The following is a 21,184-nucleotide window of genomic DNA, read 5'->3' on the forward strand; positions in this document are numbered from 1 at the left end:
GTTAGTAGTCCTGTTTGTGTTGTAAACTAACTACGAGCTCACATGTAGCTTTCAGTTAGTTTACGAAAAAACTAACTACGCTATATGTCGCTGAAGAAATAACGAATAATCCTCTCGTCCATCAATTCTCCCTACCTTCGTTTTAGTTTAAGTCTTAAAACGACTAAACAAAACGTGGAGTAGGACTCTTCATTTAGCAATCCTGCTCTTCTTTGTTTTGTTTAGCTAGTAACAATTAAGTCCTAAACAAAACGCTATGTGTAAGAAGAGTCTTTTTTTTGCCAAATTATCCTTCGGGCAATCATAATTTCCCCACTCTCGTATTTTTTTCGCTAGACTAAAGTATCTGAGCTGAAAAATACGCTACGTGTATGATTCGTCAATACGATGCCACATGCTCCTTCGAGCGATCATGATATCAAAATCCCTTCCTTCAAGATTTATATTATTATATCATACTTTCAAAAAATGTATGCGGATGGAAACCGACAATAAACGGAGGGAATCTACAAAAATTGTTATGTTTAAATATTTTTGTAGAAAAGCCTAAGTTATTTCGCTAAGTCGGACAGTTTTTTTAGTTTGTCCAATAAGTAAGAAAAAAAGAGTTTTTATTCAGTTGTATTCTTTTCATCACTTTTATCTTTAAAAAACGTATCCCAGCTAATCACACTTAAAAATGTTAAAGCGATAATAACGAAAGCGCGCATAAATTTTAGACCTCCTTTTGTACACAGTATATGAATCGTTTACTTTGGAATGTGTCATTTTTTTACAAGTCTTAACTATTATGAGAGTATATTAATATAGATAGATAAAGGGGAGAGTGGAGATATGCTAAAAGACATGTTCAAAAGAAAAGAATTAACATGCGTTTCATGTAAGAAAAAGATTCATTATGAAGAGGAGCTCGTTGCTTTTGTAAAGTTGCCGAAAGAAAAAAGTATATTAGTAGGTCCATTTGATGTATGTTTGGCAAAAACAGCAAAAGAAATATATTGTAAATCGTGTTACGACAAAAAAGCATGACCCAAAGTAATTGAGGGGCATGCTTTTTTCATTGGTGTGCCTTCCCCTCAGATACATTTTGAGTGAGTCGATACCAAAGCCAAAGGTCATTAATGATGGAAGCGAGATCGGCAATTTGTGAATTCAGTTTGCAAGAAATTTCGAAGTCTTCTTCGTTATTTAAATGATGCTGTTTCGCATTAATAGAGTGCTCGAGTTCTTTTATTCGATCAGGAATCTTTCCGCGAACTTGTTCCCATTTCAATAAAATAGCATGCTGCATTTTTTCGGGGATATCTTCCCAATCTTCTTGTAAATGAGGAATTTCAATTCCTAGATGATCATCGTATAAGAAATACTTTTCCATAAGTTCACCCCCGTTGTCCTGCTTATATTGTACATAAAAACAGAAGGAAGTTCGACGGAATTGTTTGAAAAAATTTGAAAATGACTCTTGATACATTTTGTAAAAAGTGTTAAAGTGTGAATTATTATAAAAGAAAATGAATATTTATTCTTTAGGGGGATGCAAAATGGAGAAGAAAAAAGTGGTATTAGCATATTCCGGAGGTCTTGATACTTCCGTTGCAATTAAATGGTTACAAGAGAAGAATTATGATATTATCGCGCTTTGTTTAGACTTAGGGGAAGGTAAAGACCTAGCATTTGTAAAAGAAAAGGCACTTTCAGTAGGTGCAATTAAATCATATATGATTGATGTTCAAGAAGAATTTGCAAATGAATATGCATTGATGGCAATGCAAGCGCACACGTTATACGAAGGGAAATACCCTCTCGTTTCAGCGTTATCACGTCCACTTATCGCGAAGAAATTAGTTGAAATTGCAGAACAAGAAGGAGCGACTGCAGTTGCACATGGATGTACAGGGAAAGGGAATGATCAAGTTCGTTTTGAAGTTTCTATTCAAGCATTAAATCCTTACTTAGAAGTGATTGCGCCTGTGCGTGAATGGAAATGGTCACGTGAAGAAGAAATTGCCTATGCAAAAGAAAACAATGTACCAATTCCGATTAATTTAGATAGCCCATTTTCAATCGATCAAAACTTATGGGGACGCAGTAACGAATGTGGTATTTTAGAAGATCCATGGGCAGCGCCGCCAGAAGATGCATATGAAATGACATTAGCTTTAGAAGATACACCGAATAAACCAGAATTTGTAGAAATCGGATTTGAAGCAGGCGTACCGACGACTTTAAATGGTACTGCATATTCACTTTCAGAATTAATTAAAACGTTAAATGCGCTTGCTGGAAAACATGGCGTTGGACGTATCGATCACGTAGAAAATCGCCTTGTTGGTATTAAATCGCGTGAAGTATACGAATGTCCAGCAGCAATGACGTTAATCACAGCACATAAAGAGCTGGAAGATTTAACGCACGTAAAAGAAGTAGCACATTTTAAACCGGTGATTGAGCAGAAAATAACAGAACTTATTTATAACGGTTTATGGTTCTCTCCTTTAAAACAAGCACTTCATGCATTCTTACAAGAAACGCAAAAGAATGTAACAGGTACAGTGCGTGTGAAATTATTTAAAGGTCATGCGATTGTAGAAGGACGTAAATCTGAGTACTCTTTATATGATGAAAAACTAGCAACGTATACTGCCCAGGACGAATTTAACCATGATGCAGCAGTTGGATTCATTTCATTATTCGGTTTACCGACGAAAGTATACAGCCAAGTGAATCAAAAGAAGGTGGAAGCGTGAGCAAACTTTGGGGCGGACGTTTTACAGAAGAAGCGGAAGCATGGGTTGAAGAGTTTGGAGCATCCATCTCCTTCGATCAACAATTAGTAAATCAAGATATTAACGGAAGTATTGCACACGTAACGATGCTAGCAAAGCAAGGCATTGTTACGGAAGAAGAAGCCGAAAAAATAAAGGTAGGTCTTCAATATTTATTAGAAGAAGCAAAACAAAATAAATTGCATTTTTCAGTTGAAGCGGAAGACATTCATTTAAATATTGAAAAGATGTTAATTGAACAAATTGGTGAAGTAGGAGGGAAACTTCATACTGGCCGAAGTCGAAACGATCAAGTAGCAACTGATATGCATTTATATTTAAAAGAAAAAGTAGAACATATTATAAAAGCTACAAAACAATTGCAAACTGTTCTTGTTCATCAAGCAGAAAATAATATTGAAACCATTATGCCTGGTTATACGCATTTGCAACGTGCCCAGCCAATTTCATTTGCGCATCATATTCTTGCTTACTTTTGGATGTTAGAGCGTGATGTGAATCGTTATGAAGATTCATTAAAGCGTATTAACATTTCGCCACTAGGAGCAGGAGCGTTAGCTGGGACAACATTCCCGATTGATCGAGAATATAGTGCAGAGCTTCTTGGATTTAATGGAATCTATGAAAATAGTTTAGATGCAGTGAGTGATCGTGATTTCATACTGGAGTTCTTAAGTAACTCATCTATGCTCATGATGCACTTATCACGCTTTTGCGAAGAACTTATTTTATGGAGTAGCCAAGAGTTTCAATTTATTGAAATGAGCGATCAATACGCAACTGGAAGCAGCATTATGCCGCAAAAGAAAAATCCGGATATGGCGGAACTTATTCGTGGTAAAACAGGCAGAGTGTACGGTAATTTATTTAGTTTGCTTACAGTCATGAAAGGATTACCGCTCGCTTACAATAAAGACTTGCAAGAAGATAAAGAAGGAATGTTTGATACAGTAAAAACAGTAGAAGGCTGCCTTCATATTATGGCAGGCATGCTAGAAACAATGACCGTCAAAAAAGAAAAAATGGGGCAAGCTGTGACCCAAGATTTCTCTAACGCAACAGAAATTGCTGACTACTTAGCAAGTAAAGGACTCCCATTCCGCCAAGCGCATGAAATTGTTGGGAAGCTAGTTCTACACTGCACACAAAAAGGAATTTATTTAGTAGATGTACCACTTGAAACGTATAAAGAAATGAGTTCGTTATTTGAAGAAGATTTGTATGAAGTTCTTTCACCATATGCAGCTGTGAAACGTCGTAACAGTGCTGGCGGGACAGGATTTGAGCAAATTGAAAAAGCTTTGGAGAAGGCGAAGGGGTTAGTTGGAGAGTTTGTAGGAAGTTGATTGGTAAGAAAGAAGGTACGCTAACCTTAGTAGAGGGAAGCGTACCTTTTTTGTGATTTTTATAGCTTAAAATCAATCATACTTATGTCGATCTTCCGTAATTCGAATATACTCAATATCCATCAAATCTCGTAGTAATGCACCATTACTTAGTTCCACACCATGTTTTTCTTTAAAATGTGTACGGATTGTATCTAACATTTCGAGCTCTTTCCCGTTCACATCTAAAATAATACGTTCAGAATCATCCATGTAGCATCCTCCTTTTTTAAACATCTATATTTTGTCCGGCTATTTCTAAAAAATGTATGTTAACCTAAAGTTAGGAAATAAGAAAGGAATGGAAAATGAGACGTATTTATTTTATAGGGATAATTTTGTACACATTAATTGTATTACACGCTGCATTCCCGAACATCTTTTCATTTAAGGATGTAGAAACAGTACACGTTGGGATATTTATCTTTATTCTATTTATAGTAGATTGCTGTATTTCAATATGACTTTCGAAAAGAAAACATGTACAAGATAAAAAAGAAATCGAACGGAAAAAGAGAAAACGTTCCTTTTGGATGATGACGTACTGTTTTTCTTTAGTGCTTACTGCCGTCTTTTTTAGTGAACATATTCCATTAGAAAGATTAAATATTGGATTTGGAGCGTTCGTATTTGCATACTATTTTTTCATGCACTTTCTTCCTTATATGAAAGAAAAGCGAGGAGAAGAGGAAGATCCGCTTGTAGAAGAAGCGAGAGAGCAAGAGCATAAGAGAATAGAAGAAGATATACAGAAGCTCGGAGAACAAAGATGGTATTTGAAATCTAAAATTATATATATTCTTTGCTTTATTACACCGCCAATCGGTTATTTGTATGTATTCTTCCTTCGTAAAAAGATGACAGAAGATGCAAAGCAATCTTATTTAACGGTGGCTACGATCATGATGGCACTGTGGTCCTTAAAATGTCTTCCGCCTTATGTATTAGCAATTACTGTTGTTATTGTGGCTTGTCTTGTATTTATAGTGAAATATGTAAAATAAAAAACACCAAGCCCATGTAGACTTGGTGTTTTATTTATAAATTAAAGATCACCTTGCTCCTCATCACCACGAACAACAAGGACATCGCATTTCGCATAGCGAATAATATGTTCAGAGACGCTACCAATTAGGAAACGTTCTACAGCATTTAAACCAGTTGCACCACACATAATTAAATCTACTTTATTGTTTGGAGCGATTTCTTTTGAAATTTTAGATTTAGGATTACCAAATTCTAATACAGTTTCAATTTTTTCAAGGCCAGCTTCAAGCGCAGTTTTTTTGTAGTCTTCTAATAAGTCTTCTGCAAATAGATTTGCACGTTCAGCAATTGCACGGCTATAAGCTTCTACTGCTGAGTATGCTTTTACATCAACGATATGAGCAATTGTTAATGTTGCATCGTTTCGTTTTGCGACTTGAATTGCTTTTTTAAAGGCTTTTTCTGCTTCTTTAGAACCATCCACCGCGATTAAAATATTTGTATATGTATTATTCATAGTAAATTCCTCCCAATCATTTTTATTACCGTTTACAACTTTATTATAAAACAAATTTTGGTAATGTGCTTGTCGGAAACGTTACAGAATTTTGAAAACTTTATTTCAATTCATTTTAGTTGTAATTAGTGCGAGAACTTGTTACATATGAAGTATAGCAATTTAAAAGGAGGCATGTTTGTGAGACACGCGCTCATTACAGCCGGCACGAAAGGTTTAGGAAAGCAAGTAACAGAAAAGTTATTAGCTAAAGGGTATTCAGTAACAGTAACATATCATAGCGATATAGCGGCTATGGAAACGATGAAAGAAACATATAAAAATATGGAAGAGCGTCTACAATTCGTGCAAGCGGATGTCACGAAAAAAGAAGATTTACATAAAATAGTAGAAGAAGCGATAAGCCGTTTTGGCAAAATTGACTTTTTAATTAATAATGCTGGTCCATATGTATTTGAACGAAAAAAGTTAGTCGATTATGAAGAAGACGAATGGAATGAGATGATTCAGGGTAATTTAACAGCGGTGTTTCATTTGTTGAAACTTGTCGTTCCTGTTATGAGAAAACAGAACTTTGGTCGTATTATTAATTACGGATTCCAAGGAGCAGATAGCGCACCGGGCTGGATTTATCGTTCAGCTTTCGCAGCAGCGAAAGTAGGACTTGTTTCATTAACGAAAACAGTTGCTTACGAAGAAGCAGAATATGGTATCACTGCAAACATGGTATGCCCTGGTGATATTATTGGTGAAATGAAAGAAGCGACAATTCAAGAAGCACGTCAGTTGAAAGAACAGAACACACCAATTGGTAGATCTGGAACAGGTGAAGATATCGCAAGAACGATTTCGTTTTTATGTGAGGACGATTCCGATATGATTACCGGTACAATTATTGAAGTAACTGGTGCAGTAGATGTTATTCATAGACATCGATAGAGTGAAATAAAGTGAAGTTTCGAATAATTGGACAGTTTATCCTGTACGCTGAGAGGTGCGGATAATACTGTCCTTTAATATAAAATTAAATCTATCGGAAAACTTGTATTGTTTTTTTGTCAAATATTGAGATATTATGTTAAAATATAAGAGCGTAGAAAGCGCTTTAAAAAATGATTCAGGGGTCATTTCATAACTCAAGGGGGAACTAATAATGCGTATCGGTATTCCAACAGAAATTAAAAACAACGAAAACCGCGTGGCAATGACGCCAGCGGGAGCGGTACATTTAGTACAAAATGGTCATGAAGTTTTTGTTCAAAAAGGAGCAGGTATAGGATCAGGCTTTACAGATGAAGAATACGTACAAGCTGGTGCGAAACTTGTTGAAAATGCTGAAGAAGCATGGAATCAAGATATGGTTATGAAGGTAAAAGAGCCAGTTGCAAGTGAATATGATTATTTCAACGAAGGTTTAATTTTATTCACATACTTACACTTAGCTCCAGAACCAGAATTAACGAAAGCATTAATTGATAACAAAGTTGTATCAATTGCATACGAAACAGTGCAATTAGACAATCGTTCTTTACCATTACTTGCACCTATGAGTGAAGTAGCTGGTCGTATGTCTGCACAAATCGGTGCACAATTCCTTGAGAAAAACAAAGGCGGTAAAGGTATTTTACTTGCAGGCGTTCCAGGGGTAAAACGCGGCAAAGTAACAATTATCGGTGGTGGTCAAGCTGGTACAAACGCAGCGAAGATTGCAGTAGGTTTAGGTGCAGATGTAACAATCATCGACTTAAGTGCAGAACGTCTTCGTCAACTAGATGACATTTTCGGTAACCAAGTAAAAACGTTAATGTCTAACCCATACAACATTGCAGAAGCTGTAAAAGAATCTGACCTTGTGATTGGTGCGGTATTAATTCCAGGTGCAAAAGCGCCAAAACTTGTAACAGAAGAAATGATTCAATCAATGGAACCAGGTTCTGTCGTTGTAGATATCGCGATTGACCAAGGTGGTATTTTCGAAACAACTGACCGTATTACAACTCACGACAACCCAACTTACGAAAAACATGGCGTTGTTCATTATGCAGTTGCTAATATGCCAGGTGCGGTTCCACGTACATCAACTCTTGCATTAACAAACGTAACAGTACCATATGCAGTGCAAATTGCGAACAAAGGCTACAAAGATGCTTGCTTAGGTAACACTGCATTACTAAAAGGTATTAACACATTAGACGGATATGTAACATTCGAAGCAGTTGCAGAAGCTCACGGCTTACAATACGCTGATGCGAAAGAGCTTCTTGAGAAAGCTCCTGCTTTATCATAATAGAAATATATGAAAGCCCCTCCTTATGTAAGGAGGGGCTTTTTGCTTGGATTAATTGTCTAGTTTCTTTACAATTTTCAATCCGAACATCATTGTAAAGAAAAGAATGCCGAATAAGTAATACAAGGCATACTCAACTCGTATCATCGAATTTTTGTCAGTGATATATAAAAAAAATAGTATCGCAGAACCGATTAAATGAGAGAGACCGAAAATTTGTGCCATAAGTTTTAAACTCATCTTCTCGATTCGTTCATCCATCTCAGGTAATGGATATTTTTCGGGATCTTTCTTTTTTTTATGAAAGAATATTTGTTTCACTACGAATAGTATCGAGTCTAAGAGTATAAATACGCCAGCGAATAGAAGGACGGAACTAATTTTTTCTTCATCATTACTAGTGAAATAAAGAAAAGTTGAACCTAACAATAAAAAGGTAAGATGCGAAATGAACTTTTGATTAAAAGGGTTTTTCATTCTTTTTCCTCCCCAGTTTTATCTAATTGAAATAAATCTTCTACTTTACAGTTAAAAAACTCACATAATTTCAATGCTAATTCTAAACTTGGGTTGTATTTATTCTTCTCGATAGCGATGAGGGATTGTCTAGTGATTTGAACAGAGGAAGCTAATTGTTCTTGGGTGATGTCTCTAACGACGCGGAATTGTTTCACCTTATTTTTAATCAAATATACAAAGTCTCCTTTTTGTAAATTTGTTACATTTATTATATCCATTTTTAGGGAATAAGTAAACAAAACTTTACAAAAAGTAAACAAAACTTTACGAAAAATATAGCTTGTTATGATGTTGTTTTTTGTGATAATTTGGAATTAAATGAAAAAAGAAATCAAAAGAGGAGATGCAATGGGGAGTAAAAAGAGGAAGATAAAGCAAGTTAAGAGACAAAAGTATATAAAGAAAAAACAGGAACAGAACATACCTCTTTCACAAAAAATAGTCATTATGATAGAGAAAACATTTCGTTATATTTGTATGGTTCTTTATGTAATTTTGTGTATGTATTCATTTGGAGTATTTTACAGTTTGGGGATAACTCCTAATATTATTGAGAGCATTCTAGAATTTACACTTGTCGTAATAGAATTAGCCTTATTCGTTATACTCTTTGCTACAGTATGGCCTAGCTATGAAAGTAAGAGAGATAGGAAAAGAAAAAAGAGAAAAAAATCTTCATCTGATTCAAGCTCATCAAGCGGATTAGGAGATTACAGTAGCGACGATTGTAGCAGCTCAAGTGATGGTGGAGGAGATTGCGGAGGTGGTGGAGACTAAGCTAGTTTTTCAGAAGAACGACTAATGAAAGGATGAGACGAAATATGGAGACTGTGAATTTATTAGAATTAACAAAGGACATTCAAGATCAACATAAAAACTTCGTCGTTTCAAATATAAATAATCATTGCTTACGAATTGCTGTATTTACTGGTGAATATGATTGGCACCATCATTCTAATTCGGATGAATTATTCATTGTGCTAGAGGGAGAATTACTTATTGATTTTGAAGATGGAGAAACAGCGGTTTTAAAGCCGAATGATTCTATCTTAATTCCGGCGTGCACGATTCATAGAACGAGAGCATTAAAGAGAACGGTAAATCTTTGTTTTGAAAATATAGAAGCTGATACGATTAAAGTGGAGCAATTATGAAGAAATTATCTGTAGCCGAGTATAGAAAAATCATTCCGGTTTTAGAAAGTAATACAAGAACGACGACGTTTGCTTATGCGGTATGTGACCAAATGATAGATGGTGAGATTTTTGCCAACGAGAAGTTAACAGCAGGATTAATTCGTACAGCTAACGGTATCTATTATTTATTTGGTGATACGGATGATCAAAATTATAACGAAAATTTATTTTCCTATTTAAAAATGGCTATTGAAAAAACAGAGAAGAGATTTACACTCTTCACTTCAATTGAAGAGTGGGAAATGATGATTGAAGGGCGTTTTAGTAATGCACTTCGGAATATGCCGCGAATGAAATTCCAAAAAGAAATTTCTGAAGAGAGAAAACGAGATGCAAACAAAAATACATATGAAGTGAAGCGTATTGATAAAAGTGATATAGAACGAAGCAATGAATTTACAGAGGAGTACTACAAAGAATATTGGGGATCAAAAGAAACGTTTTTGAACGGTGGTTTTGGATTTTGTATAGAACAAGATGGGATAATTGTAGCTGAATGTGTTTCGATATTTAACGGGAAAGGGTTTGCTGAAATTGATATTGCGACGCATAAAGCATATCAAGGGAAAGGATTAGCTCAAGCTGTTGCAACACGGTTCATTGAACATTGCATACAAAATGATATTACACCGTGCTGGGATTGTTATGTAGACAATATTCCGTCGCAACAATTAGCTAGTAAATTAAGTTTTCATAATCCAATAGAATATAGATTGTTTGTACGGAAGAAAACGGGGGAATAAAAATGAATGTGGAGTTAACGAGATTTAAAGTGAAGCAAGGTAAAAGTCATCGTGTAGATGAATGGATGCAGCTTCTTAATGACAATATGAGAGAAGTACTTTTGACACTAAACGACGAAAAGATGTACGTTGAGACAATTTTCCGGGAAATAAGAGATGGAGAAGAGTACTTATATTGGTATTCTGTGCAAGGAGAAGGCGGGGCTCTTGTCGAAAATTCTCATCATGAAATTGATAAAAAGCACTTATCTTTTTGGTACGAATGTATTGATGAAGAAGTACAGTCTGTTGATATGAAAACAGAAGTTGTTATGATTCAAGATGTTGTGAAGGAAGCGATGAAATAATAGAATAGTATGTTGGAGAGAAGCGCATCAAAATGGATGTGCTTTTTATTATGGAAATTTTTTTAGAAAAGCTGTATACATTTTACGCTCTCAAACGTTGAGTATGTAGAAAGGAGAGCTAGATGAGCCATGATACGTTTGAATCGTTATTAATAGAGAAGTCAAAAGCTGTGTTTGGATACTTAATTAAGATTGGAGCAGATAGAAAAGAAGCAGAAGATATTGTGCAAGATACGTTATATAAAGCTTTATTGCTTATGGAAGAAATACCGTTAGAGCATTTAACATCGTGGCTCTTTAGGGTTGCAATCAATCAGCACCGAGATTTACATCGAAAAGAAAAAAGACTAAATCCAATCGCAATTGAATCAGTTGTTCTTATTGGTCAAAAGTCATTGGATGAAGTGCTTATAAAATGAAAAGAAAAGTGATTCTTATGTAGGGTTAAAAGATCCTAAAAATGGCGCAATATTAAATGCCGAAATGGCTAGAAATGTTTTTGGATTTGAAGGAAGTTATGCAAAAGTAAAAGAAGATGTGGAAAACGATTTAACAATAAACTCAAAAGAGTTTCTATACCAAATGAAGTATTTAGCAAAAAATAGTGAAGGTATACCAAGTGATTATTTTGAACAATATTATAAAGAAATAAAAAACACCGAACCAAAAGACCTACCAATATACGGTGTAGTTGTAACAGGCAAAACAAAGGATTTACAAAGTTTACAAGGATCACCGTATATTAAGGCTGCTGTAAGAGGTGTAACAGTTGAGAAATATTGATTACAAGTAATTAATGTGAATAATCAGAAAATTTATGTTATAATATGGGAAAAGGAGGTTCATATGAGGCAAATACATGGAGCAATTTATATTTACATAACAATGTTTTTCGTGGCGATATCCTATGGATTAGGGCACGTGTATTCGCATCCTTTACTAACTTTTTTAAGCGGAGCATGTATGGCGTTTGCGCTTCTTGTCCACCTTTTCTCAGTTTGGATCGTGAAATTTCAATTAAATATTAGTGAAATAGAAGAAGGCACTTTTTAAGTGGCCTTCTTTTTTAATAATATTTTGGAAGCTCTTGTAATAATTTTTCAATTTCACATTCTGTTTCTTCACATATAGACAGTGTGCGTAGTCTGAAAAATAAGCTGCGTAAGAAAGATTTTATATTTCCGTATAAGTACTCATACGATTTAATATGTAATGTTTGTTTTTGGACGGGTAATTGAGCTACTAAATCATGAAGGGCTAATATGAGTGCTTCTTCTTTTAGACCATTTTGTAGCATTGAGACAATTGGATAAACGAGACGCTCGTCTTCTTCATATTTGTAATAGATGGAATGAACACAAACTTTGTTTAATAAAGTTTGTAGTATCTCTTCGTAATATAAAGTTTCCAGTTTAGGACTATTCACAAGCGCCTCAAATGTATCAGAAGCATGAGCGATACTATGTGCCCAGCCATGGTCTTGAACATATCCACGGAAATCATGTTCATTGTTCATATATAGAATTAAGTGATCTTTTACAGTTAAAATATCATTCTGCGATAAGAAATTATATTTTGTATCCGCATCAATAAGGAGCGCAATTAATAATGTCGTAAATGCACGGGTAAATACAGCATCTTCGTCATCTGAACGAATTTTATAAAATAAATAGTTTTCGCTGATGCTTTCTAATAATAATTTCTGCAATTGTGTGTGTGAAATGTAGTCCTTTTTGATGAGATGATAAAAAGTAGAGCAAATGAGTTTGTCTCTTAAATAGCTATCAGTAATACCGATATGTTTAAGCATATTTGAACTTAAAGAATCCATGTTAATTGTGTTATCCATTATGTAATTATTATTACGAATTTCTTCTAACTGTTGTTGTAACATATAAACCTCCTATTTTAGAAAATTCTGTATTTAAATAGTATAATAAGAGGAAGAAATAGACAATAAATAAATGCTTTTGAATGGAGGGGCATGATGAAGAGAGCATTAGTCTTTTTTATTAGTCTTTTTTATTAGTCTTTTCTTTTTAGGAAGTTGTTCGCTTTCGTATGTTACTTTTTCTAGCGAGAGCAAAAGCTGGACGGGACAATATAAAGGGCATATTAAGGATGACAGTGAAGATGGAATGTTTACGTTTCAGTATAAAGGCGGAGATGGAAATACAGAATTTAAAAATTTAGAGATTGCTATTCATGAAACCTTTCGTACAATGACACAAACTTCAGAAGTTCATAAAGGAGCAAAGGTTGAAATGAAGTCTTCTTGTGTAAGTTGTGCACCTCTATCTAAAGATGAACCGATTGAAATTGTGATTAAATGGGATGATAAGTATGAAGAGAAGATGGTTTTAAAACGGAAATAAGAAAAAAGGCAGCAATCACGCTGCCTTTTTTCTTATTTCACAAATTGTAATTCTTTCGGGAATTTCGTTAAAATTTCTGACCCGTCTTTTGTGATGTAAATATCATCTTCAATACGAACGCCACCTACGTTTGGTACGTAAATACCTGGTTCGATTGTGAAGACCATACCTTCTTTTAATGGAGACTCGTTACCAGCTTTTACATCTGGATATTCGTGTACGCTAATTCCAAGTCCGTGACCAAGGCGGTGCGGGAAGAAGTCGCCGTAACCTGCATCTGCGATCACAGAGCGAGCAGCGTTGTCGATTGCGCCAAGTGTAACACCTGGTTTACATGCTTCAACTGCTTGTAGTTGTCCAGCAAGTACAGTGTTATAAATGCGAGTTTGTTCTTCAGAAATATCACCGAATGCTACTGTACGTGTAATGTCAGAGCAATAACCTTCAATGATTACACCTAAATCAAATAGTACGAAATCGCCGCGTTTCATTTTGTTTGCACCTGGAATACCGTGTGGAAGAGCAGAGTTTGCACCTGCTAATACCATCGTATCAAATGACATTTTATGTATGCCTTTTGTTTTTAATTCGTGTTCAATAATTGCTAGTACTTCTAGCTCACTACGATCTTCTTTAATTGCATTTACACCAACTTCAACAGCGTAGTCCGCCATTTTAGCTGCTTCGCGTAAAATAGAAAGTTCTTTTTCATCTTTAATTAAACGAAGTTCACGAACTTTTTCTTCAGCTGATTTGAACGCTGCATTTGGGAATAGTTTTGTTAATTCTTCGTAACGTTCTACGTTTAAATGTTCTTTTTCAATCGCAATTGCGTTTGCATTGATACCGCGGTCTTTAATTGCTTTTGCAATCATATCCCATGGTCTGTCAGTATCAGTAAATCCGATAATTTCATGTGCCCAGCCAGCGTTACGCGCTTGACCTTCTTCCATTTTAGGACAAATTAAAATAGGTTCTTTTTCTTGGAATACAAACATACCAAGAAGTCTTTCGTGTGGTTCACAGTGGAAGTTTGTCATGTAGAAGACGTTCGGTGTAGAAGTTAAGAACGCAGCTTCTACGTTTTTTTCTTTTAGCCATTGCATTAAATTTTCTAATCTAGCATTCATCGATTGGCACCCCCGAGATATTTAATTACAAATATAACTTTACATCGGAGGAAAGCGTTATGACAAGTAAATAGATGTTAGAAAAGACAGGGAATTGAAAAATCATGTAGAATAAAAAGTGACAATGTGAATAGGGGAGGAATGTAATAATGAAAGTATCTTATCATGGACATTCAGTTGTAAAGATTGAAACGAATGGAAAAGTGATTTTAATTGACCCATTTTTAACTGGAAATCCGACAACGGATTTAAAGGCTGAAGATGTAAAAGTAGATGCGATTCTTTTATCGCATGGACATGGCGATCATGTTGGAGATACAGTAGAGCTTGCGAAGAAAAATAATGCGGTTGTTGTGGCACCATTTGAACTAGCGACCTTTTTAAGTTGGCAAGGTGTGAATACACATCCGATGCATATTGGTGGTTCGCATGAATTTGACTTCGGAAAAGTGAAGTTTACACAAGCATTCCACGGTTCTAGTTATATTGATGAAGAAAATAAGACGATTACATATACAGGTATGCCAGCAGGAATTTTATTTACAGCAGAAGAGAAAACTGTGTACCATGCAGGAGATACCGCTCTATTCTCTGATATGAAATTAATTGGGGAACTAAACAACATTGATATAGCATTTTTACCAATTGGTGATAATTTCACAATGGGACCAGAAGATGCTGTTTTAGCAGCAAAATGGGTTCAGGCGAAAACTGTTGTACCGATGCATTACAATACGTTCCCAGTAATTGAACAAGACCCATATCAATTTGTAGAAAAGCTACAAAATTGTACAGGGAAAGTATTAGAAGCTGGAGAAAGTATTACACTATAGAAAAGAAACCCTTCATTTGAAAAGACAAGTGAAGGGTTTTTTACGTGTGTAGGACAGCTTTTAAAGTTTGTACTTGTTTTGGTGATTCTTTTCTTTTTGGAAGTGGCTGTTCAGGTGTTTCATTCAATTCCATTGCAACTTTTTTTCCGTCTACGAAAGCTAAAAATACAGCACCTACAACTTCTAATAATTTTTTCATCATATATCCGCTCCTTTGTTTTATTTCTTGTCTTCATTGTATATTGAAGCGGCTGGACAAACTATCGAACGAGATGACAATACCATTACATTGTTGTAATAGAAGAAGTAGTATAATGTAAGGCGTATTTTGTTATAAAAAAAATAGTACAGACATATAAAGAGAGAGTGTAACAGTTTTGAAAATATAGTATACTGAAAATACAACACATGAAGAATTTAGGGAAAAGAAAGTATGGTGAAACCATTTGGCTACCAAGCATAACCAAATTTTAGAACATATTAATAGCCTGCCAGTAGGGCATAAAATTTCTGTAAGGCAAATTGCAAAAGATTTGAGTGTAAGTGAAGGGACAGCTTACCGTGCAATTAAAGATGCAGAAAATAAAGGATATGTTAGTACGATTGAACGTGTCGGAACAATTCGAATTGAACAAAAGAAGAAAGAGAATATTGAAAAGCTGACATATGCAGAAGTCGTTAACATTGTCGATGGTCAAGTACTTGGGGGCAGAGAAGGACTACATAAGACGTTAAATAAATTCGTAATTGGGGCAATGAAATTAGAAGCGATGATGCGCTATACAGAAGCTGGGAACTTACTTATTATCGGTAACCGTACGAACGCACATCAATTAGCGTTAGAAGCCGGAGCTGCGGTATTGATTACTGGTGGATTTGATACGGAAGATCATGTGAAGAAATTAGCAGATGAATTAAAGCTGCCGATTATTTCAAGTAGTTACGATACATTTACAGTTGCGACGTTAATTAATCGTGCAATTTACGATCAGCTTATTAAGAAAGAAATAGTACTCGTTGAAGATATTTTAACACCAATTGAAGAGACACTATATTTAAAACCAGGTGATACAGTACAGCAATGGCATGCGTATAACGAAGAGACGATGCACGGAAGATATCCAATTGTTGATGAAAATAAAAAGGTATTAGGTATTGTAACTTCAAAAGATATGATCGGTGTAGCGAAAGAAACACCAATTGATAAAGTGATGACAAAACATCCAATTACGGTAAATGGAAAAATGTCTGTCGCGGCTGCGGCACGTATGATGGTGTGGGAAGGTATTGAGTTACTTCCTGTTGTTGATGAAGGAAATAAACTGCAAGGTATTATTAGCCGTCAAGATGTACTTCAGGCGTTGCAAATGATTCAGCGTCAACCACAAGTTGGGGAAACAATCGATGATATTGTAACGAATCAATTCATGACACCGAAAGAAGCAAAAAATGAACATCTATATCAATTTTCAGTGACGCCGCAAATGACCAATTCAATCGGAACGTTATCTTACGGTGTATTCACAACGATTGTGACGGAAGCAACGAATCGTGTGATTCGTGCGCAGAAGAAAAGTGATTTAATTGTTGAGAACTTAACAATTTATTTCGTAAAACCAGTTCAAATTGACAATGTTGTATCGGTTCATCCGAAAGTATTAGAAATTGGACGTAAATTTGGTAAGGTGGATGTAGAAGTACATCATGAAGGTAATGTTGTCGGGAAAGCATTACTTATGGTGCAGTTGATCGATAAATAAAAAGATGGAGCAAGCCGCTTTGGTTTGTTCCATTTTTTTTAGAACGCTACAATAGGGAGTTTTTAAATTTAGTTAGCAACTGAATCTATCACCTTCTGCCTCATATTTATAAGTAGAAGCACGCAATTACTTGAAGATGCTTGAATAATAATTGTGGAGGTGTCGAATGGGAGTAATAGTTCTCTTTTTAGGGGTAGTATTTGCAATAACTTTTCATAGGTTAACGCATAGAAGAATGGATTCAAATAAAAAGAAATTGTATGTAGTGAGTTTGGTTTTCGCTATTATTTGTTCCTTTATCCCTATAACTGGAGAAAATAAGAGCGATTTTCTTTACTTTGTTATACCAGCAGAAAATTTCATTTATTATGGCGGATGGGAAATTTCGTTTAATCCATTAGTTTTTTTCTTTAACTTTATTTTGTTTTATTGGGTTTTGAAGTGAATACTTAAGCTATGTAAGTGTTCGGGTAGAGAAGTGAAAAAATAGAAGGATATGTATCAATGTAGATAGAAAATTGGTTGTTAGTCGATTACGCTACTAATCGTTAAGAGATAATAATCGTGTAATTGGATAGGGAAACGATGCTTCACTATAGGAACTAGGGGGAGAAGAATGGATTTTCACATTAAAGAGCAGTTAGGTAAGCAATATAATTTAAATAGTCTTACGGAAGTTGTATTGTTGCATGGGGGAGAGAATCAAACATATATATTCGAATCGGACAAAAATAAATTTGTAGTGAGGCAGTATAGAGAAGGACGTTATATAGCTGAGCAAATAGAGGCTGAAATACATTGGTTAATAGCGATGCAAAAACAAATGTTAGTACCAGAAGTAGTTGCAAATAAAAACGGTAATTGGATCACATCTGTTATGAAAGATGAGAGAAGTATTCAGTATTTTGTTGTCTTTAGGTTTATAAACGGAAGTGAAATTTTAGAACCAAGGGATAGGGACTATGAAAAACTTGGGTCACTAATGCGAATGTTTCATGAAAAAACAAATGAAGTGCTCAAAAGAGTGCCGCAAACTTGGAGAGGTTACGAAAGGCCTATATATAGTGAGCAAAAGATAATCCACGAGCCTTTACAGCGATTACTAAAGGCTTCATTTCTATCGCATGCGGATAAGCATAAATGCATGAAAATTGCAGAAAGAATACAAGAACTCACAAATTCAACTCAACTAGGAGAAAAACAATTTGTTCATGGGGATATGCATTTTGGTAATGTTCTTGTAGACAAAGAGGATTGGTATTTACTTGATTTTGATGAATGTGGATTTGGGTATAAAGAGTTTGATATTGGTGTTCCGAGATTACATTTAATTTCTTCGGGACAGTTAGAAGATGTATGGGGGAATTTCATGATGGGATATGGGGAAAATATTTCGGAAGCAGCCATTCGGCTTGGAACCGCTTCGAGAATTTTTTACATGGCGGGAAAGATTCCGTTAAGGCTTGATATCGAGCCTATTAGAAAAGACCCCGGTGCTTTTATTCGACGATATGTTCAGTACGCTGAAGAGGAATTATGTGGTGAAACAATTGTATGACTAAAAAACAGAATATTAATTCAATTGAAGTTTATAATATGTTATAATCGGATTGTAAGAAAATGGATTACAGAAAGGCGGTATGCATTATGTCATCAGAAGTACTCTTTTTTGGTGGAATCGCACTATTTTACTTTCTTGTGATGATACCGTTTCAATATTTATATTTACAAGGTTTACATGAAAAAAAGAAACGAACAGGCTTATCTCAGCGAGAACTATATGAAAAAATGTCTTTTGAGGAAGAACAATTACATTTTCACGTACAAGGAAATCTTTTTAATATACCATCTGCGTTTGTCGCATATATGATTTTAAAAGTTAGGGGACGTAAAAAAGCATCACAATATTGATGCTTTTTTTTACGTTGCTTCAGACAGATTCAGCTTCTTCAACGGCTAATGGTAAGAAATGTTTGTATTGGCGAAATCCATTAAATACACTTGCACTACCAAATAGAACAAATAAAACACCAACGATAATACGAGCGGTTGAAAGTTCTAAAAAGAATTGGTTTATCCCGAAGAATAAGACGAATGAACCGAGTGCCATTGCGGATTTTCCTGCGAGCCAACCTTTCTCCATTGGGCGGTTTGTACGAAAGTATTTTGTTTTGTAAAAGAGGTACAACATAATTGAGACGATAATACAGAAGACTAATACTGGCATAATGCACACTCCCATCGCTTTGTAAAAAATAATAGTGGAGAAAAAAGAAATATCTAAACTTTCTAACTTTTATTATAAAGCAATTGTTCGCATGTATGAAATACTTTCCGTTATAATGGAAGATAAAGTGAAGAAGTTGAGTAAAAAGGAGATTATACATATGCATGAGCAAATTTTAGGAGCAATTAAAGAGTTTGATACAATTATTATTCATCGCCATGTGCGTCCAGATCCAGATGCGTTAGGTTCACAGGGCGGTCTTGGTACTATTCTACAAGAATCGTTTCCAGAGAAAAATATTTATACGGTTGGGTACAATGAACCGTCACTAGAATATTTACGAGTAATGGATGATATTGAAGATAGTCTATATGAAAATGCGCTTGTTATCGTATGTGATACTGCGAACCAAGAACGTGTTGACGATCAACGCTACGCAAAAGGGAAGATGTTAATTAAAATTGACCATCATCCAAATGAAGATCCGTACGGAGATATTACGTGGGTAGATACGACAGCAAGTTCTACAAGTGAAATGATTTATGAGTTTTACAGTTATGGAAAAGATAAAGGATTACAGATAACAAAAGAAGCAGCTCGTCTTATTTTAGCGGGTATTGTTGGGGATACAGGTCGTTTCTTATTCCCGAATACAACAGCGAAAACACTTCGTTATGTAAGTGAGCTTGTTGATATGGATGTGAAATTCACAGATTTATACAATGAAATGTATAAGACGAAAGAAAAGATTGCTCGTTTGAACGGCTATATTTTACAAAACTTTACGATGGTAGAAGAAGGAGTAGCTTACATTAAATTAACGAGAGAAGTATTAGAAAAGTTTGATGTACTTCCTTCTGAGGCATCTGGCGTTGTTGGAGCACTTGGTAATATTGATGGATTAAAGTCGTGGGTTCTATTTTTAGAGGAAGACGATGTGATTCGTGTTCGTCTTCGTTCAAAAGGACCAGTGATAAATAAATTAGCAATGAAATATAATGGCGGAGGGCATCCGATGGCTTCTGGTGCAAAAGCATCTTCTTGGGAAGAAGCCGATCGTCTTTTTGCTGATTTACGTGAGTTGTGTAGATAAGAGATTATATAGTAGGACAAAAAGAAGGAGCGGCGCTAAAGCCCTCCTTCTTTATTTATTTTTCTTTCTCTATAGTAATGCTAATTTCAAGCACTGTATCAAAAGATATTGTATCGACTTTAAAACGGTATAGCCGATCGTAATGTTTGTACGTTTTGTTTTCGATTACCTTTTTGAGTAGGTCTTTATTTTTTGCGATACTTTGTATGTTTTTCGTTAAAAGATGTTGGAGGTCATTATGAATAGAAGTGGTCATATTTTCGAGTGTAAGGTTGTCTAAATCGTATTTTTCTCGATTTATAAGTTTTATTTTAATCTCTTGAATAGTTAAGAGCCGTTTGTTTTCTGTATTCAATTTTTCTTGATCTTCGAGAAGGACGTGGAGCTTTGCTTCTTGTTTTTCTATAATTTCTCGTTGCTCTGCGATTTTACTAGCTTGTTCTTCTTGAAAAACACCGTATATGTACAAAAAAATAAACCAGCTCAATACGCCTCCAACAGCAGCACCAGCTAAAACTAAATACCATTTTTTTGCTGTATTGGCACTTGGTACTCTCATACATGTTCCTGCGTTAGCCATTTAATAATAGTAAGACCTGTTTGCATACCACCCGTTGCGAAAAAAATAAGGAGAATTTGTTTTACGATATCTTTCATATCTCCGCCAAAGAAACTTCTTTCAAAGCTATAAAAAGTATCAAATGTTCCGCCAATTGCTGCAACGAGTGCCCAAATCCTTAAATTTTGGGCGAATTGATTAATGTAAGTTAGAGCTGGTTTTCCGATAAGAAATGCACCAAAGCCGCCAATTAATGAACCACCGAGTATAACCCCAAAGGCAATAAAGTAACTAATAATGAGCAGAGAGAAAAAAGTGTGTTCTCTTACATCCATCGTCATTCCCCTTTCTTCTTCATATATATGGACAAAGTATAAGAAGTATGTTTTGATTTCCGCTTTCCTCATCACCTATAATAAAAGTAGTCAAATTGGTAAAGA

The 21,184-nt window shown here is 35.1% G+C and carries 28 protein-coding genes and 3 pseudogenes; 20 read left to right on the forward strand and 11 right to left on the reverse strand.

Annotated elements, in window-relative coordinates; translation table 11 throughout:
- Positions 1-834 precede the first annotated feature (834 nt).
- Entirely contained in the window at positions 835-1,029 is a 195-nt protein-coding gene (locus tag ACXVYO_RS19255; RefSeq protein WP_458468233.1) for a hypothetical protein, read from the forward strand.
- Between the two features lie 28 nt (positions 1,030-1,057).
- On the opposite strand, the gene ACXVYO_RS19260 is transcribed toward ACXVYO_RS19255, so the two are convergent.
- Entirely contained in the window at positions 1,058-1,375 is a 318-nt protein-coding gene (locus ACXVYO_RS19260) for a radical SAM protein (RefSeq protein ID WP_458468234.1), read from the reverse strand.
- 166 nt (positions 1,376-1,541) lie between these two features.
- On the opposite strand from ACXVYO_RS19260, the gene ACXVYO_RS19265 reads away from it, so the two are divergent.
- Entirely contained in the window at positions 1,542-2,747 is a 1,206-nt protein-coding gene (locus tag ACXVYO_RS19265; RefSeq protein WP_061679881.1) for an argininosuccinate synthase, read from the forward strand.
- Positions 2,744-4,132 (forward strand): argininosuccinate lyase, encoded by a 1,389-nt coding sequence (argH, locus tag ACXVYO_RS19270; RefSeq protein WP_458468235.1) that lies wholly within the window; start codon positions 2,744-2,746, stop codon positions 4,130-4,132. Before ACXVYO_RS19265 ends, argH begins: the two co-directional genes overlap by 4 nt.
- 72 nt (positions 4,133-4,204) lie before the next feature.
- On the opposite strand, the gene ACXVYO_RS19275 is transcribed toward argH, so the two are convergent.
- Positions 4,205-4,384, reverse strand: a complete 180-nt coding sequence (locus tag ACXVYO_RS19275) for a hypothetical protein (protein WP_000342765.1) — start codon at positions 4,382-4,384, stop codon at positions 4,205-4,207.
- A 95-nt stretch (positions 4,385-4,479) separates the two neighbouring features.
- On the opposite strand from ACXVYO_RS19275, the pseudogene ACXVYO_RS19280 reads away from it, so the two are divergent.
- A pseudogene (locus ACXVYO_RS19280) lies at positions 4,480-5,175 on the forward strand (hypothetical protein).
- Between the two features lie 41 nt (positions 5,176-5,216).
- On the opposite strand, the gene ACXVYO_RS19285 reads toward ACXVYO_RS19280, so the two are convergent.
- Positions 5,217-5,675: a universal stress protein gene (locus ACXVYO_RS19285; RefSeq protein WP_098884051.1), complete on the reverse strand. Its 459-nt coding sequence runs from the start codon at positions 5,673-5,675 to the stop codon at positions 5,217-5,219.
- A 147-nt stretch (positions 5,676-5,822) separates the two neighbouring features.
- Here ACXVYO_RS19285 and ACXVYO_RS19290 point away from each other — a divergent pair, with 147 nt between their 5' ends.
- Both ACXVYO_RS19290 and ald read left to right on the forward strand, forming a co-directional pair.
- The gene (locus tag ACXVYO_RS19290) at positions 5,823-6,614 is read left to right on the forward strand and encodes an SDR family oxidoreductase (protein WP_458468236.1); all 792 of its coding nucleotides are present in this window, start codon (positions 5,823-5,825) and stop codon (positions 6,612-6,614) included.
- A gap of 214 nt (positions 6,615-6,828) precedes the next feature.
- On the forward strand, positions 6,829-7,962 hold the full coding sequence (gene ald, locus ACXVYO_RS19295) for an alanine dehydrogenase (protein WP_458468237.1): 1,134 nt from the start codon (positions 6,829-6,831) through the stop codon (positions 7,960-7,962).
- A 51-nt stretch (positions 7,963-8,013) separates the two neighbouring features.
- Here the strand turns inward: ald and ACXVYO_RS19300 are convergent, their stop codons facing one another.
- A complete protein-coding gene (locus tag ACXVYO_RS19300; protein WP_098586014.1) occupies positions 8,014-8,439 on the reverse strand; it encodes a hypothetical protein in 426 nt (141 codons plus the stop codon).
- A complete protein-coding gene (locus ACXVYO_RS19305; protein WP_000594567.1) occupies positions 8,436-8,651 on the reverse strand; it encodes a helix-turn-helix transcriptional regulator in 216 nt (71 codons plus the stop codon). The genes ACXVYO_RS19300 and ACXVYO_RS19305 overlap by 4 nt, the downstream gene beginning before the upstream one ends.
- 178 nt (positions 8,652-8,829) lie before the next feature.
- Between ACXVYO_RS19305 and ACXVYO_RS19310 the strand changes: the two genes are divergently transcribed.
- From ACXVYO_RS19310 to ACXVYO_RS19340, 7 genes and pseudogenes are all read left to right on the forward strand, one after another.
- A complete protein-coding gene (locus ACXVYO_RS19310; RefSeq protein ID WP_458468238.1) occupies positions 8,830-9,258 on the forward strand; it encodes a hypothetical protein in 429 nt (142 codons plus the stop codon).
- Positions 9,259-9,302: 44 nt separating this feature from the next.
- Positions 9,303-9,635: a cupin domain-containing protein gene (locus ACXVYO_RS19315; protein ID WP_458468239.1), complete on the forward strand. Its 333-nt coding sequence runs from the start codon at positions 9,303-9,305 to the stop codon at positions 9,633-9,635.
- Positions 9,632-10,420: a GNAT family N-acetyltransferase gene (locus ACXVYO_RS19320; RefSeq protein WP_458468240.1), complete on the forward strand. Its 789-nt coding sequence runs from the start codon at positions 9,632-9,634 to the stop codon at positions 10,418-10,420. Before ACXVYO_RS19315 ends, ACXVYO_RS19320 begins: the two co-directional genes overlap by 4 nt.
- A 2-nt stretch (positions 10,421-10,422) precedes the next feature.
- Positions 10,423-10,767: a DUF6176 family protein gene (locus ACXVYO_RS19325; protein ID WP_458468241.1), complete on the forward strand. Its 345-nt coding sequence runs from the start codon at positions 10,423-10,425 to the stop codon at positions 10,765-10,767.
- Between the two features lie 122 nt (positions 10,768-10,889).
- A pseudogene (locus ACXVYO_RS19330) lies at positions 10,890-11,180 on the forward strand (RNA polymerase sigma factor); the annotation flags it as partial.
- A 1-nt stretch (position 11,181) separates the two neighbouring features.
- Positions 11,182-11,550, forward strand: a pseudogene (locus ACXVYO_RS19335) (anti sigma factor C-terminal domain-containing protein); the annotation flags it as partial.
- A gap of 63 nt (positions 11,551-11,613) precedes the next feature.
- Positions 11,614-11,820 carry a hypothetical protein gene (locus tag ACXVYO_RS19340; protein ID WP_458468242.1) on the forward strand — a complete coding sequence of 69 codons (207 nt, stop codon included), beginning with the start codon at positions 11,614-11,616 and terminating at the stop codon, positions 11,818-11,820.
- Positions 11,821-11,833: 13 nt separating this feature from the next.
- On the opposite strand, the gene ACXVYO_RS19345 is transcribed toward ACXVYO_RS19340, so the two are convergent.
- Positions 11,834-12,661 (reverse strand): DUF2785 domain-containing protein, encoded by an 828-nt coding sequence (locus ACXVYO_RS19345; RefSeq protein WP_458468243.1) that lies wholly within the window; start codon positions 12,659-12,661, stop codon positions 11,834-11,836.
- Between the two features lie 130 nt (positions 12,662-12,791).
- Between ACXVYO_RS19345 and ACXVYO_RS19350 the strand changes: the two genes are divergently transcribed.
- Positions 12,792-13,142, forward strand: a complete 351-nt coding sequence (locus ACXVYO_RS19350; protein WP_458468626.1) for a hypothetical protein — start codon at positions 12,792-12,794, stop codon at positions 13,140-13,142.
- A 32-nt stretch (positions 13,143-13,174) separates the two neighbouring features.
- Here the strand turns inward: ACXVYO_RS19350 and pepQ are convergent, their stop codons facing one another.
- A complete protein-coding gene (gene pepQ / locus ACXVYO_RS19355; protein WP_458468244.1) occupies positions 13,175-14,272 on the reverse strand; it encodes a Xaa-Pro dipeptidase in 1,098 nt (365 codons plus the stop codon).
- A gap of 149 nt (positions 14,273-14,421) precedes the next feature.
- Between pepQ and ACXVYO_RS19360 the strand changes: the two genes are divergently transcribed.
- Complete coding sequence (locus tag ACXVYO_RS19360) at positions 14,422-15,105, forward strand: metal-dependent hydrolase (protein ID WP_073516700.1); 684 nt, start codon at positions 14,422-14,424, stop codon at positions 15,103-15,105.
- Positions 15,106-15,145: 40 nt separating this feature from the next.
- On the opposite strand, the gene ACXVYO_RS19365 is transcribed toward ACXVYO_RS19360, so the two are convergent.
- Complete coding sequence (locus tag ACXVYO_RS19365; RefSeq protein ID WP_000976299.1) at positions 15,146-15,307, reverse strand: hypothetical protein; 162 nt, start codon at positions 15,305-15,307, stop codon at positions 15,146-15,148.
- Positions 15,308-15,551: 244 nt separating this feature from the next.
- Between ACXVYO_RS19365 and ACXVYO_RS19370 the strand changes: the two genes are divergently transcribed.
- The 4 genes from ACXVYO_RS19370 to ACXVYO_RS19385 all read left to right on the forward strand — a co-directional run bounded on the left by ACXVYO_RS19370 (position 15,552) and on the right by ACXVYO_RS19385 (position 18,776).
- Positions 15,552-16,865, forward strand: coding sequence for a CBS domain-containing protein (locus ACXVYO_RS19370; protein ID WP_061677030.1), 1,314 nt, complete (start codon positions 15,552-15,554; stop codon positions 16,863-16,865).
- Between the two features lie 166 nt (positions 16,866-17,031).
- Positions 17,032-17,310 carry a hypothetical protein gene (locus ACXVYO_RS19375; RefSeq protein WP_458468245.1) on the forward strand — a complete coding sequence of 93 codons (279 nt, stop codon included), beginning with the start codon at positions 17,032-17,034 and terminating at the stop codon, positions 17,308-17,310.
- 171 nt (positions 17,311-17,481) lie between these two features.
- On the forward strand, positions 17,482-18,423 hold the full coding sequence (locus ACXVYO_RS19380; protein WP_458468246.1) for a phosphotransferase enzyme family protein: 942 nt from the start codon (positions 17,482-17,484) through the stop codon (positions 18,421-18,423).
- Between the two features lie 89 nt (positions 18,424-18,512).
- Positions 18,513-18,776, forward strand: a complete 264-nt coding sequence (locus ACXVYO_RS19385; RefSeq protein WP_073516697.1) for a DUF3949 domain-containing protein — start codon at positions 18,513-18,515, stop codon at positions 18,774-18,776.
- 19 nt (positions 18,777-18,795) lie between these two features.
- Here ACXVYO_RS19385 and ACXVYO_RS19390 read toward each other — a convergent pair whose 3' ends face one another.
- Positions 18,796-19,092 (reverse strand): YtpI family protein, encoded by a 297-nt coding sequence (locus ACXVYO_RS19390; RefSeq protein WP_458468247.1) that lies wholly within the window; start codon positions 19,090-19,092, stop codon positions 18,796-18,798.
- A gap of 160 nt (positions 19,093-19,252) precedes the next feature.
- Here ACXVYO_RS19390 and ACXVYO_RS19395 point away from each other — a divergent pair, with 160 nt between their 5' ends.
- A complete protein-coding gene (locus ACXVYO_RS19395) occupies positions 19,253-20,185 on the forward strand; it encodes a DHH family phosphoesterase (protein WP_458468248.1) in 933 nt (310 codons plus the stop codon).
- Positions 20,186-20,240: 55 nt separating this feature from the next.
- Here ACXVYO_RS19395 and ytrI read toward each other — a convergent pair whose 3' ends face one another.
- Both ytrI and ACXVYO_RS19405 read right to left on the reverse strand, forming a co-directional pair.
- Entirely contained in the window at positions 20,241-20,744 is a 504-nt protein-coding gene (ytrI, locus tag ACXVYO_RS19400) for a sporulation membrane protein YtrI (protein WP_001265726.1), read from the reverse strand.
- On the reverse strand, positions 20,741-21,154 hold the full coding sequence (locus tag ACXVYO_RS19405) for a YtrH family sporulation protein (protein WP_141544801.1): 414 nt from the start codon (positions 21,152-21,154) through the stop codon (positions 20,741-20,743). Before ACXVYO_RS19405 ends, ytrI begins: the two co-directional genes overlap by 4 nt.
- Positions 21,155-21,184 lie beyond the last annotated feature (30 nt).

The organism is Bacillus sp. BC08, from assembly GCF_054326875.1.